Here is a 14,512-nt window from a genome sequence, read left to right as displayed (position 1 = left end):
TCACCGTGGCCCGATCGGCCGGGGTGTAGATCGGTGGGCGACCCGAACGTGGTGCGTCGGCCAGACCGTCGATGCCTTTGTCGTGGAACCGGGCCCGCCACTTGCGGGCGGTGTCCACGCAGATGCCGAGCGCGTCGGCGATCGCCGCGTTCGACGCGCCGTCGGCAGCCAGCAACACGATCAATGCCCGCAGCACCAGCTTTTGCGGGGTGGACCCGGCCCACACCCAGCGGGTGAGTCTGTGGCGGTCGGCCGCGTCCAGGACGATCAGATACGGGCTGGTCATCACCACGACGCCACATCCGCACAATCACATTCATCACTCATGTCCCAACCGTCACATCGGTGGGTGGTTGCACCCCCGCGACACGCCGAGGCCCTGACCGCGCCACCGGGATCGGGCACGATCAACCCCATGCCGACACCACCGGAATCGACCAAGAACTCGCTGCGCTGGAAACTACGCGAGCATGCCCGTGACCGCTGGCCCCAACTCGCCGACATCGCCACGCGATTCCGCGGCCAGTTCGCCTACGTCGAGGCCGCCTTGCCCGACCAGGACGTCATGCCGCTGATGCGGCTACGTTACGGCGGCTCGGCCAACCGGTGGGGATTTGCGATCTACCTCGCCAGCAGCGGCAAATACGAAGACTCATTCCTGCCCAACGGAACCACCTCGGGCAGCCCCGAAGAAGCCCTCGACTGCGCCTGCGGCCTCTACCTCGGCGACCCCACCGCCTGGCAACAACCCCCGACGAATTAACGGGCCAGACCACTAAGCTATGCTTCCGACGATGGCCGCACGCACCCGGTCCGGAGCCAAGGGCCAACGACTCGCCGTAGGTAGCGTCAGCACCGCTATAGTCGGTTCAACCAACACGTGACACACGGGGCCGACCTGCCGGGACCTTCTCCCGGCGTGTCACGTTCATCATGTCGATTTCGACCAATCGACGTGTTTCCTTGCGGCAGAGCGGGAGTTAGCTGATAATTCGCTGTGCGAGGATGTGGGACCTAGTGAGGCTCTCGGCGACAAGCGATCCTCGATCAACATTCGACTGGGAGGGCCTACTGCTGAAATGACTGAGGATCTACGTGCCGACGTTCTTTCCCCGCGATACGAGTCGCGGAGTTATCCGGAACCGATACAGGACCTCAAGACATGGACCGAAAACAATTGGGAATGGTTCGATCCTATTCACGCCCACCCGATTTTATGGCCTGACCGCGAATACAAAGACACCCTCGATATCTTGATTGCGGGTTGCGGCGCCAACCAGGCTGCGGTTTTTGCGTTCACGAACCGTGCCGCGAAAGTAGTAGCGATCGACACCAGTCAACCGGCATTGGACCACCTGCAATCCCTGAAAGACAGATACGGGTTGTGGAACCTGGAGTTGCAACGGCTTCGGCTTGAAAAAGTACAGACGCTGGGACGCGACTTCGACCTCATAGTGTCGACCGGCGTTTTGCATCATCTGCCAGACGCTGCGGCAGGCATGAAAGCGCTTGGCGCTTGTCTGCGGCCCGACGGTGCCCTCGGCGTAATGCTCAACGCGAAATACGGCCGAATCGGCATCGAAATGCTGCAACTGGCCTTCAGTAACATGGGTCTACGTCCCGACGGCGAGTCGGTTCAAAAGGTTAGAGAAATTATCTCGGCGCTACCGCCCGAGCACCCCGTTCACAATTACTTCAAAATGTCACCGGTTTCGGCGCAGTCCGACGCCGCCCTGGCCAGTGTGTTTCTGAGTGGCCCCGAGCGCAGTTTTACCGTCGATGAAACTCTTGATCTCGTCCACTTAGCTGGATTGGTTTTCCAGGGATGGCTGATTAATGCTCCGTATTACCCGCACGATTGGTTTAGCCCGGGGGGCTCGCTCGATCGAGCCATGAATGCGTTGCCGGAGGCCAAGCTGTGGTCAGTGATAGAGGATCTGCACGTCTTGAACGCATGTCATTTTTTCATTGCATGCCGACCTGACCGAGCGGAAATAAGCTACAGGATCGATTTTTCAGCCGCTGACGCGCTTGATTACGTGCCGCGGATGCGCATGCGTTGCGGTTTGGACGGCGAAGAGATTTACCGGCCGAATTGGCGTACGGGACTCACCCCGGCTCAGTTGCGCTTCGTGCAGCAGGTCGATGGCCGTCGAACGATTCGGCAGATTGCTACGCGCGTGGCGCAGAGCAAGGAGCCGCTACGAGCCAACGCGGCGGAGCTGATGGAATTCGGTCGCAAGCTATTCGAATCGCTGTGGCGTCTTGATTTTGTCGCGATGACCTGGAATGCAAGACCGACTTCTTAAGCCGCCGCTGAGCCAAGCGCCGCGCGAGAAATGCCTGCAGGCTTCACATCGTCGGGTAGTGGGTAGTGCCTAGGTGAATATCGGCTCACCGAAAGCGTTTAAGTACCAATGCATTTGCGAGGAACTGACGATCAGCAGGCACCGCATGTCGATCTCGGCGGGGTTGGGATCTGCCAGCCGCACCACACAGCCCTATTCATCCGGGCCGGACACCGGCCCAGAAACGTTGCGGCTGGCGAACGCCCTCGGTCGCGCGACACGACCCCGACGGCCACCGCGGCCGCAATCGGCAAACCCGAGGAACCCGCAGCGCTCACGCAGCAGCACGCGGTCGGGGTGGGTATCAATGGGTACCGATCACCGCCGGGCCTCGATCCGGTCACCGAGGAGGTGTTTTCGGCCGATGTCCCTTCTTCGCCGGCGCCTTCTTCGTGACCGGTGCCGGGGCTTTGGGTTGCTGGGCGGGTCGGGCTGCGGCCTTCTTCGCCACCCGCGCCGTAGCTTTGGGTTGCTGCACGAGTCGTGCTGATGCGATGCAGAGCACCTCGTCGAGGCTGGCGGTCTGTAGTCCGACCGCGGCCGCCCGCCAACCGAGTTCGGCGATGGGATCTGGGTCGCTGCCCCCTATGCCGCCAGCCCGATCTAGGCGCGCGGTGTCGAACATCGCCGGGCCGCTGGCCACCGCCTCGGCCAGGACGTAGCGGCCGGCGTCGGGTGAGCGGCGCACCTGCTGCTCGGCCGCGCACAAGCCGGTCAGCTCGCCCGCATCGGCGAAGTTGATGCCCACCTGGAATACCTGCGGTTCGGATTCGAGCACCGCGATCATGCGAGTGATGAAATTCTCGGGCGCAAAGAACCGCCAGCCTTGGCCCAGGTGCAGCCAGAACCGTCCCTGGATCTGAGCGCGAAGCCGCACGAGCTGTGTGGCGGGCGCGTCGCCGGTGCTGCAATCGACAAACTCGAGGAACCCGTAGCGCTCACGCAGCATCGCGCGGTCGGGGGCTGACAGGCCGACATCGACCACGAGGAAGCGCCCGAACCACAGTGGCAGATCGAGGCAGCAGTTCAGAAACGAGTTGATGGCCTGCTCGGTGGTCTCGCGGCCCGGTCCGGCGACCAGGCTCACGACAACTTGAGCGCCCGGGCCGGCGACCAGGCGCTGCACCAGCGCGTCGGGATACGATGACGCCGCCTTGAGCATGACCGGCACGCTGACGTCGCGGTTGACCGCGATCCGTTGCCGATCACCGTCGGGGATGTCGGGGAGGGCCAGCAGGCGCCGACACAGCAGAAATGCTTCCGCATGCTTGCCGAGCTGGGAGGCGCACACCGCCTGCTCGTCGATCGCACGCCAGGCATAGACGTCCGCGCCGACAAACAAGAGATCCTTTTCGGGAAAAGGGATTTGGGCGGCGCGCTGGGCAAACATGTGACCGGGCAGGTAGCGCTGCTCTTCGCGGTACCGCCGAGCGATGGCATATAGCGCCTCGGCGCGGATCGGTCGAAACTCCCAAGCCTGGAGGTAGGCGTCCTGGACAACTAGCCACGGCCAATCGAGTCGCGCCATCGACTCGGCGAGCCGGAGCATCGAGTAATAGACCTCCTCGTCCAAGCCGCCCATCTCGACTCGCCGCTCATACCACTTACGGGCGTTGACGAAATCACCGAGATCGAAGTAACTCTGAGCCAGATAGAACACCGACCGCGCATCCTCGGGGTTGCGTTCGACCTCGGCCAGCAACAGGTCGCGATCACGCGCATACTTCTGCGTATCCTGACTGCGGGCACCGAGGCGACGAGATTCGACGTGGTAGGCGCCCTCGAGGCGCCCAGCGACGTAGTCGGACTCCCATACGGCCGTCTCGTGGACGACGCCTTCATAGCGCACGCAAACCCCGTCGCGGAACAGCTGCGGGCGCCAGTAGGTGAAGGAGGCGTCCCCGAGGCGCATGCGGTAGATGTCGGCGCTGAGTTGGGTGAACTCGGGTGTGCCCACGACGATGTCGTCGGCGTCGATGACCCAGATGTAGTCGCCGTGGCCTTGGGCGAGGCTCAATGCCTCGGTGCGGTTGTGGCCGAAATTGCGCCATGGTCTTTCGTGAAGCTCGCCCGGGATACCCAGGCGGGCCATGTGTTTGCGGATCACGTCCTGGGTTCCGTCGGTGGAGCCGGTGTCGACGATTACCCACGAGCTGATGTAAGGCGCGACCGAATCAAGCGTCTCCGCGACGACATCGGCCTCGTCTTTCACGATCATGTTCAGGCAGACCGTGGAGTGTGCGATTACCCGTTTGGACACCGCTCAAAGTGTACAGAGCAATCGCGTGATACGGACCGGGTTGCACGCGAAGTAGTGGCAGCTGTGGATCTTTAGGTCATTGGTCGTGCTGTTCGGCGAACGCCGCAGTGCACCCCGAACGACTTGTTCGAGATCGACACCACCCCGTTCGAACCACTCGCCTCACTTGGCCGCGGCCGTTTCTGCCGGAGCCGAAGACAGCCGACGCGCGAGGCCCGTCGATGCAGGTTAGGCCTGTTGTGGAACTGGTTGCGGCCGGGGGGAAACGACGACGAGACTGCATCGACTGCGGTGCCCGGGTCAACTACCTCGGCCGCGAGCACTGCTATGGGCGAATGCGCCGCCTTCGTGAGCACGCGGCCAAGAAGCAGTGGCCAGACTGAGGCCGGGACGGGGTGCGGGTGCCGGGCAGCGCCGCGGCGGTCGGCGTGCGTTCATGTGACGATCTGGGTTGCTGGCGTCGAACTTGCCTCGTTGGATCCGTGGCAACTGTTCTCGCAGTTGGGCTTTCTGTGACGGCCGAGGTGTCGGCGTGCGGCGCGTTCGGCCGGTTGATGTGCCCGCTCATCGGACCGAATCATCGATACTATTGTCGATCTACTGTGCTGCAGGGCGTTTCGGGGACGGACACGGGATTGGTCAATGCCGCAGCAAGGTTCGCAAACCGCGACGACAACTCAGGTCGATTCGTTCAACAGGGGCCACAGAGCCGCCAGGCCACATAGCCGCTCAAGTCACAGCCGTGCCAGCTGAATAGCTCTACCCGGTCGCGCCGTGAGCACCCTGAGCGCCCTGAGCGCCGTGAGCGCCCTGGGCGCCCAAGATGCCGCCGTGACCTCCGACACCGCCGATACCGCCGGCGCCGGGAGTGCCGGGGATACCGCCACTGGCGGACGCACCACCGGCGCCGCCCTGCCCGCCGATGCCGCCGTCACCGCCGGCGCCCAATATGAGCCCGCCCCGGCCACCGGCACCACCGACACCACCGGCACTACCGGCACCACCATCCGGATTAGAGGCATTGCCCGTAAGGCCCGGGGCGCCCGCCCCGCCGGCACCGCCTGGACCACCATGGCCCATGAACAACCCTCCGTGACCGCCGACACCGCCGGCACCACCAGGCAGAAGAGGATCAGTGGATGATCCGCCGGCACCGCCGGCACCGCCGGCGCCGAACAGCCACGCCCGGCCGCCGGCGCCACCGGCCGCGCCGGCACCGCCCAGGCCGCCGGCCCCGCCACTCCCGGCCAACCACCCACCGGCACCACCGGCACCACCGGCGGCGCCGGCACCGCCCATGCCGCCGGCCCCGCCACTACCGATCAAGCCCGCCGATCCGCCAGCACCGCCGACCGCGCCCGATGCCGTGCTGGCACCACCTTGACCGCCGCTGCCGTACAACCATCCGCCGGCCCCGCCGGCCGTGCCCACCCCCTGGGCATTGGTAGATCCATTGGCGCCGTTACCGATCAGCGGACGCCCTGTTTCTTGCGTGAAAAACGTATTGATCGCATTAGCCGGCGCGCGCACTGCAGCTTCGGCCATTTGCTGCAGATTGGCCGCCTCGGTGCTGACATAGGACGCCGCGCCGGTCGCCATGGCGCGCGTGAACTGCTCATGGAAGGCCGCTGCCTTCGCGGCCAGCGCCTGATACTCCGCCCCGGCCCGGCCGAACACCGATGCGACCGCCGCCGACACCTCGTCGGCCGCGGCCGCCGCTACTCCGGTCGTCGGGCCCGCCGCCGCCGCGTGGGCGCTTGCCAAGTTCGTGCCGATGCTGTCAAGGTTCGCAGTCAGCCACTGGACGACGGCGGGGTCAATGTACATAGGAGAACTCACGGCATTCCACCTCACGGTCATTGCCAGCCCTGCGAAAGGGCGGGATCCGACACTGCATTCGAGCAATCGAGTCGAAACGTACCGCAAGCCGGTCGGTCTTCGATATAGTTTTGATGACACTGGAAATTGTCGGATTTACAAACTGGAAATGGTCGGATCTAAACTGAAAAGTCGTTTGTAAACTGGACACGGTCGTGACACGGTCGGATCTATAACTAGAATCGGTCGGGTTTATAAACTGGAATCGATCGGGTTTGAGGTTTCCCGCAGGGCCTCGGCGAAGTCGCGATGTGAGCCTGCGACCTGAGTTGACCTGAGCTTGAGCGGTCCGCGACGCGCCGGGTGAGTTGGGCAGGCACGCAGCGTCATGGATGATCACAGTCCATACCAGTCACATCCGCAGGTAGCTGCCCTGCCCGCTGTGCCATGATCGCCCACGCTGTGTGTTGTCGACGACTCCGACCCCACTCGTGGGCGAGTTGGCCGACGTTCCGCCGGCACGGGCCGGGTTGTTGAGATGCTGGCCCGGGTAACCGATCCACGCCAACCCCGCGGGGTGCGCCATCGCCTGGACGGGGTGCTCGCGGTGGCGCTGGCGGCCACCCTGGCCGGGGTGGACTCAGTGGGTCGACGTCGAGGTTCGCGACCTCAGCGGCATAGTCGTACCTCGCCCATCGGATCGGCGATGGCGGGGTTCTGATGCAGGATCTTCAGGTTGTGCCGGTGCTGCCACCAGTCCTGGTTGCCGCCACCCTCCACGGGGCGCTTGCGGTGGACGTTCCCGTCGAGGTGAACGTTCCCAACAGGGCAATTTCCCTGTTGAGGATCAGTGTTCGCTTCGGCAACGGGGAGGTGCTCCTCTGCCATGGCATCACTTCCTGACGCGGAATTGTCAGGTTGTGATCGCGGGTGGCGCTACTCGCCTGGGCGGGAGCGGTCGGCATGGCGACCTCGGTCACGGGCCCCCCCGAGCAGGTCTGGCAGAAACCCCAATAGATGACCTCGGTCTCGTCGGGCCGGAACCCGCAGCCGTCCGACGGAATCAGGCAGGGCTTCTCACCGACGGAACAGTCAACGTCGGCGATGGTGCCGCACCCACGGCAGACGAAGTGATGGTGGTTGTCGCCGACCCGGGTCTCGTAGCGAGCGACCGAACCCGACGGCTGAAACCGTCGCAGCAGCCCCACCTCAGTCAGGGTATGCAGAACGTCGTACACGGTCTGCCGCGATACCTCGGGCAGGGCGGCACGGATGTTGCCGAAGATCGACTCCGTGTCGGCGTGCGGGTGTGCCTGCACCACCCCGAGAATGCCTACCCGTGGGCGGGTTACCCGCAAGTTGACCATGCGCAACTGCTCCGCGTAGACCGCCATCCCAGGCATACGGTCAACATGACGCACTTTTTCGGACTCATTCAAGAGTCTCTGACCCCTTCCATTGATCGGTTTGTGCTGCGACCGCGTTCGAGGTCCCTTCGCGGGTCGCGTTAATAAGCTAGCGAATGCACGTTGATTATCTTAGAGCCCTAAGGCCCTTGTGGCGAGGGATTACCGATACCACGATCGCACACAGCAAACCGTCCGCCATGCGATTTCGGGCTTTCGGAACCCCCAGAATGACCGGATCCCGATGGGCTCAATCTAGCTTGCCGGAACGGCGACAAATCGGCCCAACTCGCGGTGGGCACCCGATGACGGAGGTGAGCTGGTCTGAACTACGGCCACCGACAGTGGCCGGTAGGTGTTCGGGGGCAGTCCTTGTGTGGCCATCGTGACCCGCCGCCCGTTGGAGGGGGCTTTCACGTCTGCTCGGCCACGGAGAGGATGGCGAAGGAGTGGCCCTCGAGCACGGTGCGGCCGGCGTCGACGGCCGGTTCGCCCCAGGCCAGCACCACCTCGCCGGTGGCCGGCACCGTCGCCGGCCCGTTGCCCAGGTTGCACACGATACGCAACCGGCCGCGCCGCAACATGATCCAGCGTTCGTCCTCGTCGTAGTCGACGGCGAGGTGATCCAGCCACGGGTCGGCCAGGTCGGGGTCGTTGTGCCGCAACGCGATCAGGTCGCGATAGACCCGGTGCAGGCGGGCGTGCTCGCCGGCGCCGACCTCGTCCCAGTCGAGCTTGGAGCGCTGGAACGTCTGCGGGTCCTGCGGGTCGGGGATGTCGTCGGCGTCCCAGCCGTGCTCGGCGAACTCGGCTTTGCGCCCCTCGGCGGTGGCCTTGGCCAGCTCCGGCTCGGGATGCGAGCTGAAGAACTGGAACGGCGTCGAGGCGCCCCACTCCTCGCCCATGAAAAGCATTGCCGTATAAGGTGATCCGATCGCGAGGGCGGCCTTGACCGCCAACTGGCCGGCGGTCAGGTTTTGCGACGGGCGGTCCCCGAGGGCCCGGTTGCCGACCTGGTCGTGGGTGCAGGTGTAGGCCACCAGCCGGGTTGCCGGAATGCTCGAGGTGTCCAGCGGACGCCCGTGGCGGCGGCGCCGGAACGACGAATAGGTCGCGGCATGGAAGTAGCCGTGCCGCAGCGTCTGCCCCAGCGTCGCCAGCGACCCGAAATCGGCGTAGTAGCCCTGTCTTTCCCCGGAGACCGCGGTGTGGATGGCGTGATGGATGTCGTCGGCCCATTGCGCGGTGATCCCGTACCCGCCGCGCTCGCGGGCGGTGATCAGCCGCGGGTCGTTGAGGTCGCTTTCGGCGACCAGCGACAGCGGGCGGCCCAGCTGCTGGGCAAGCCAATCGGTTTCTGCTGCCAACTCCTCGAGGATGTGGATGGCGGTGGTGTCCACCAGCGCGTGCACGGCGTCCAGGCGCAGCCCGTCGGCGTGGAAGTCGCGCATCCAGCGCAGCGCGCACCCGATGATGTAGCGGCGCACCTCGTCGGAGTCGGCGTCGGCGACGTTGATGCCCTCGCCCCACGGGTTGCTGCCCGACGACAGGTAGGGGCCGAACTTGGGCAGGTAGTTGCCCGACGGGCCCAGGTGGTTGAACACCGCGTCGATCAGCACGCCCAAACCCCGTGCGTGGCAGGCGTCGACGAACCGGACCAGGCCGTCGGGACCCCCGTAGGGTTCGTGCACGCTGTACCACAGCACGCCGTCGTAGCCCCACCCGTGGGTGCCCGCGAAGGAGTTGACGGGCATCAGTTCGACGAAGTCGATCCCGAGATCGACCAGGTAGTCGAGTCTTTCGATCGCGGAATCGAAGGTACCGGCGGCGGTGAAGGTACCGACGTGCAGCTCGTAGAGCACCGACCCCTCGACCGGCCGGCCACGCCACCCGGAGTCGGTCCAGGCGGCCCGCGCGGGATCCCACAACCGGGAGCGCTCGTGCACCCCGTCGGGCTGGCGCGGCGATCGCGGGTCGGGCAGCACGGTGGCGTCGTCGTCGAGCAGGTAGCCGTAGCGGGCGTCCGGCGCCGCGTCGACGGTCGCATGCCACCAGCCGTCGGCCGTGCGCGCCATCGAATGCACCTGGCCGTCGACGTCGAGCCGGACCAGCTCCGGTTTGGGTGCCCAGACCCGGAATTCAGTCACGGCGGCGCTCCAGCAGCACGACGGGCAGGTCCGCGAACAGTTGGCCGGCCGACGTGGGGCCGTCGGCGACGGCGCCGGTCAGCGCGTCCGTCCAGGACCCGTCGGGTAGCGGCAGCACGGTGTCGCCCCAACCCCTCTCGGCCAGCCGCACCGTCCAGCGGGTCACCGCGACCAGGATGTCGTCGCCGCGGCGGAACGCCACGACGTGCTCGGCGGCCTCGCCGCCGGCCAGCACCGGGATGTAGGCACCGCGCAGGAAGCACCCCGGATGGGACCGCCGCAGCCGCAGCGCCGTGGTGACCACCCGCAGCTTGGGATGCCGCAACTCCGCCACGGCGGCCCGGCGGGCGGCGTAGTCGACCGGGCGGCGGTTGTCCGGGTCGACGAGGCTGTCGTCCCACAGTTCGGTGCCCTGGTAGATGTCGGGCACCCCGGGCACGGTCAGCGCGAGCAGCTTCTGCCCCAGCGCGTCGCTCGCGGCGTGCGCGTTGAGTTGAGCGACGAGCTCGCTCAGTTGGCCGGCGACCGGGCCGTCGAGCACGGTGTCCAGCCACCGGTGCACCGCGTCCTCGAAGTCCGCGTCCGGATCGTTCCACGAGGTGTGCCAGGACGCCTCCCTGATCGCCTTCTCGGCGTAGGCGTGCAGTCGCTGCCGCAGCTCGTCGGTCACCTCCCCGCTGAGCGGCCACACCCCGAAGATGTTCTGCCACAAGAACTGCCCGGTCGCCGCGTCGGGGGAGGGCGCCTTCGCCTCCCAGCGGGCGACGAACTCGGTCCACAGCGACGGCACCTGCGAGAGCACACCGATCCGGGCGCGCACGTCCTCACCGCGCTTGGTGTCGTGGGTGGTCAGGGTGGTCATCGCCTGCGGCCACAGCCCGGCCCGGGTGGCGGCGCGCTGATGGAACTCCGCGACACCGACACCGAAGCGGTGCGGCTCACCGCCGACCTCGTTGAGCGACACCAGCCGGGGGTCGCGGTAGAACAGGCAGTCCTCGGTCGCCTTGGCGGTCACCGCGCCGCACAGCTGCTGCAGCCGGGTGGCCGGCTCGCCGCCGTGGACCAGTGCCGCGGCCAGCACCTGCAGCGCGGGGCCCAGGTGCGTTGCGGCCGCCTGGGTTTCGGCCAGCGCGGTCGGCATGATCGCGGCCAGGCCCGGATAGTCGGAGCGGTAGACGCCGATGCGGCTGAGCAGGGCGGCCACCGCCTCGGGCAGCAGCGGATCATCTGCGCCGGCCGCGGCGACGACGCTGCGGCGCAGCCTGCGCAGCTCGCTGCCCAAAGATTGGGTGGCCGAACGGATTTTGAGCTCAGCCAGCAGCGCCGGCATCGCCGCGTAGTCCACCGGCGCGGACGCGGCCAGCGCCGTCAGCGCCGGCGCGCCCGCCGGGTCGACGAAGACCCCGCCCACCTCGCGCAGCACGTCGTAACCGGTGGTGCCGGCCACCGGCAGCGTGGGCTCGAGCGCCTCGTCGGGAGCCAGGATCTTTTCGATGACGATCCAGGCGTCCGGGCCCACGAGGTCGCGCAGCCGGGCCAGATACCCGCAGGGATCCGACAATCCGTCCGGGTGGTCGACCCGCACGCCGTCGACCAGTCCGTCGGCGAACCAGCGGGCGACCTCGGCATGGCTGGCGTCGAACACCGCGGGGTCCTCCTGGCGCAACCCGGCCAGCGAGGTGATCGAGAAGAACCGGCGGTAGCCGCACACGCCGTTGCGCCATCCCACCAGCCGGTAGTGCTGACGATCGTGCACCTCGGGACCGGTGCCCGTCGCAGTGCCGGGCGCGATCGGGAACGCCAGATCACCCAGCCGCAGCACGTCCCCGTCGACGTGCAGCGCGGCGGCGTCCTCGTCGGAACCCAAGACGGGCAACACGATCCGGCCGTCGTCGCGTAGGTCCCAGTCGATGTCGAAGAACGCCGCGTAGGCCGACGAGCGGCCGTGCCGCAAGACGTCCCACCACCACGGGTTCTGTTCGGGCCGGTCGACGCCGAGGTGGTTGGGCACGATGTCGACGATCAGGCCCAGCCCGCGCGCCCGGGCGGCCGCCGACAGTCGTGCCAGCCCGTCGGGGCCGCCGAGCTCGGGGGAGACCGCCGTGGGGTCGGTGACGTCGTAGCCGTGGCTGGAGCCGCGGACCGCCGTCGTGATGGGGGACAGGTACAAATGCGTGACACCCAACTCGTCGAGGTACTCCAGCAGGTTCTCGGCGTCGGCGAAGGTGAACGCGTACCCGCTCGATTCACCACGCAACTGCAGACGGTAGCTGGCCAGAACTGGTAATACCATGCGTCACAGAGTCTTCACGTCACAGAGTCTTCACGTCAGAGCGTCTTACGCAACACGAGCAGCGAACGCGACGGCACAGTGACCTTCTCCTCGGCGTTGACGACGTGGTCGGACTCGCCGGTCGGATCGTTGGTGTCCAATTCCACGGTCCACTCCTGGGCGTAGTCGGCGTGCGGCATCACGAACTCCAGCGTTTGCTCGTCGGCGTTGAAGCACAACAGGAACGAATCGTCGACGACTCGTTCCCCCCGTTCGTTGGGTGCGGTGATGGCCTCACCGTTGAGGAACACCGCGACGCACTTGTGCAGGGGTCTGCCCCAGTCCTCGTGCGTCATCTCCCGCCCGTCCGTTGTCAGCCAGGCGATGTCGCGCACTTCGTCGGCGCTGCGGATCGGTTCGCCTTCGAAGAACCGCCGCCGGCGAAACACCGGATGGTGCCTGCGCAACGTGGTCACCGTGCGCGCGAATGCCAGCAGGTCGGAGTTCTTGTCGGCCAACGACCAGTCCATCCAGGACAATTCGGAATCCTGGCAGTAGACGTTGTTGTTGCCGCTCTGGGTGCGGCCCAGCTCGTCGCCGTGCAGGATCATCGGCGTGCCCTGGCTGAGCATCAGGGTGGCCCAGAAGTTGCGCATCTGGCGGCCGCGCAGCGCCAGGACGTCGGGGTCGTCGGTGGGACCCTCCACGCCGCAGTTCCACGAGCGGTTGTGGCTTTCCCCGTCCCGGTTGTCCTCGCCGTTGGCCTCGTTGTGTTTGTCGTTGTAGGAGACCAGGTCGCCCAGCGTGAAGCCGTCGTGGGCGGTGACGAAGTTGATGCTCGCACTGGGGCGCCGGCCGGTCGCCTCGTACAGGTCCGACGACCCGGTCAGCCGGGACGCGAACTCGCCGAGGGTTGCGGGCTCGCCCCGCCAGTAGTCACGCACAGTATCGCGATACTTCCCGTTCCACTCGGTCCACAAACCCGGGAAGTTGCCGACCTGGTAGCCGCCCTCGCCGACGTCCCACGGCTCGGCGATCAACTTGACCTGGCTGACGATCGGATCCTGCTGCACCAGGTCGAAGAACGCGCTCAGCCGGTCGACGTCGTGCAGTTCGCGGGCCAGGGTGGCGGCCAGGTCGAAGCGGAACCCGTCGACGTGCATCTCGGTCACCCAGTAGCGCAGCGAGTCCATGATCAGCTGCAGCACATGTGGGTGGCGGGCGTTGAGGCTGTTGCCGGTTCCCGTGTAGTCCTTGTACAACCGCAGGTCGGTGTCGACGAGCCGGTAGTAGGCGGCGTTGTCGATGCCGCGGAAGTTGATGGTCGGGCCGAGGTGGTTGCCTTCGGCGGTGTGGTTGTACACCACGTCCAGGATGACCTCGATGCCGGCCTCGTGGAAGGCGCGGACCATGGTCTTGAACTCGGGGACGCTGGACCTGCGGTTGGCCGCGTACTGGTTGTGCGGGGCGAAGAACCCGAAGGTGTTGTAGCCCCAGTAGTTTCGCAGTCCCAGGTCCAGCAGCCGCGAGTCGTGCATGAACTGGTGAACGGGCATCAATTCGATGGCGGTGACGTTGAGGGACTGCAGGTGATCGATGATCACCGGGTGGGCCAGTCCGGCGTAGGTGCCGCGCAGTTCGTCCGGGACGCCGGGATGGGTCTGCGTCATGCCCTTGACATGGGCCTCGTAGATGACCGTCTGGTGGTACGGGGTGTTGGGGGACCGGTCATAGGCCCAGTCGAAGAACGGGTTGATCACGACGCTGGTCATGGTGTGGCCCAGCGAGTCCACCATCGGCGGAGTTCCCGTCTCGGCCCCGTTCGGGTCCTGTGGGTCGACGGCCTGCAGGTCGTAGGAGTACAGCGCCTGATCGAAGCTGAAATCGCCGTAAAAGGCCTTGCCGTAGGGGTCGAGCAGCAACTTGCTCGGGTCGCAGCGGTGCCCGGCCGCCGGATCGAACGGGCCGTATACCCGAAAGCCGTAGCGCTGACCCGGGGCGATGTTGGGCAGGTAGGCATGCCAGACGAATCCGTCGACCTCCTCCAGCGGAATCCGCGATTCGCTGCCGTGGTCGTCGACCAGACACAGCTCGACTTTCTCCGCGATCTCGGAGAACAGCGAGAAGTTGGTGCCGGCGCCGTCGTAGGTGGCCCCCAGCGGGTAGGGGGTTCCCGGCCACACCGTGGCGAGCCTGGGTTGTCCGGGTGCGCCAGGGCCTGCTCCTGAGGTGGGGTTGTTCGTCGGCATCACAAAACCTTA

Annotated in this window: 9 protein-coding genes and 2 pseudogenes; 3 read left to right on the top strand and 8 right to left on the bottom strand. The window is 66.2% G+C overall.

Features of this window, described 5'->3' with window-relative positions; genetic code table 11:
• Nucleotides 1-286 (bottom strand): helix-turn-helix domain-containing protein (locus FPZ47_RS16240; RefSeq protein ID WP_145039503.1); only part of this gene is annotated, 286 nt, incomplete at its 3' end.
• 129 nt (nt 287-415) lie between these two features.
• Between FPZ47_RS16240 and FPZ47_RS16235 the strand changes: the two genes are divergently transcribed.
• On the top strand, nt 416-763 hold the full coding sequence (locus FPZ47_RS16235; protein ID WP_144952670.1) for a hypothetical protein: 348 nt from the start codon (nt 416-418) through the stop codon (nt 761-763).
• 316 nt (nt 764-1,079) lie between these two features.
• On the top strand, nt 1,080-2,309 hold the full coding sequence (locus FPZ47_RS16230; protein ID WP_144952672.1) for a class I SAM-dependent methyltransferase: 1,230 nt from the start codon (nt 1,080-1,082) through the stop codon (nt 2,307-2,309).
• A gap of 69 nt (nt 2,310-2,378) precedes the next feature.
• On the opposite strand, the pseudogene FPZ47_RS16225 reads toward FPZ47_RS16230, so the two are convergent.
• From FPZ47_RS16225 to FPZ47_RS30220, 3 genes and pseudogenes are all read right to left on the bottom strand, one after another.
• A pseudogene (locus FPZ47_RS16225) lies at nt 2,379-2,540 on the bottom strand (ATP-binding protein); the annotation flags it as partial.
• A gap of 148 nt (nt 2,541-2,688) precedes the next feature.
• The gene (locus tag FPZ47_RS16220) at nt 2,689-4,608 is read right to left on the bottom strand and encodes a glycosyltransferase (RefSeq protein WP_246859858.1); all 1,920 of its coding nucleotides are present in this window, start codon (nt 4,606-4,608) and stop codon (nt 2,689-2,691) included.
• A gap of 759 nt (nt 4,609-5,367) precedes the next feature.
• Nucleotides 5,368-6,435: a PE family protein gene (locus tag FPZ47_RS30220; RefSeq protein WP_144952703.1), complete on the bottom strand. Its 1,068-nt coding sequence runs from the start codon at nt 6,433-6,435 to the stop codon at nt 5,368-5,370.
• A gap of 529 nt (nt 6,436-6,964) precedes the next feature.
• On the opposite strand from FPZ47_RS30220, the gene FPZ47_RS30680 reads away from it, so the two are divergent.
• Nucleotides 6,965-7,147, top strand: coding sequence for a transposase family protein (locus FPZ47_RS30680; RefSeq protein WP_144952674.1), 183 nt, complete (start codon nt 6,965-6,967; stop codon nt 7,145-7,147).
• A gap of 208 nt (nt 7,148-7,355) precedes the next feature.
• On the opposite strand, the pseudogene FPZ47_RS16205 reads toward FPZ47_RS30680, so the two are convergent.
• The 4 genes and pseudogenes from FPZ47_RS16205 to glgX all read right to left on the bottom strand — a co-directional run.
• Nucleotides 7,356-7,820, bottom strand: a pseudogene (locus FPZ47_RS16205) (Fur family transcriptional regulator); the annotation flags it as partial.
• A gap of 425 nt (nt 7,821-8,245) precedes the next feature.
• Nucleotides 8,246-9,979 (bottom strand): malto-oligosyltrehalose trehalohydrolase, encoded by a 1,734-nt coding sequence (gene treZ / locus FPZ47_RS16200; protein ID WP_144952676.1) that lies wholly within the window; start codon nt 9,977-9,979, stop codon nt 8,246-8,248.
• The gene (treY, locus tag FPZ47_RS16195) at nt 9,972-12,272 is read right to left on the bottom strand and encodes a malto-oligosyltrehalose synthase (protein WP_144952678.1); all 2,301 of its coding nucleotides are present in this window, start codon (nt 12,270-12,272) and stop codon (nt 9,972-9,974) included. The genes treZ and treY overlap by 8 nt, the downstream gene beginning before the upstream one ends.
• A 35-nt stretch (nt 12,273-12,307) precedes the next feature.
• Nucleotides 12,308-14,500: a glycogen debranching protein GlgX gene (glgX, locus tag FPZ47_RS16190; RefSeq protein WP_144952680.1), complete on the bottom strand. Its 2,193-nt coding sequence runs from the start codon at nt 14,498-14,500 to the stop codon at nt 12,308-12,310.
• Nucleotides 14,501-14,512 lie beyond the last annotated feature (12 nt).

Origin of the sequence: Mycobacterium helveticum (genome assembly GCF_007714205.1) — a bacterium.
Lineage (GTDB): Bacteria > Actinomycetota > Actinomycetes > Mycobacteriales > Mycobacteriaceae > Mycobacterium > Mycobacterium helveticum.
Note: the sequence above shows the minus strand (reverse complement) of the source record. Positions and strands in the feature narration are given on the sequence as shown.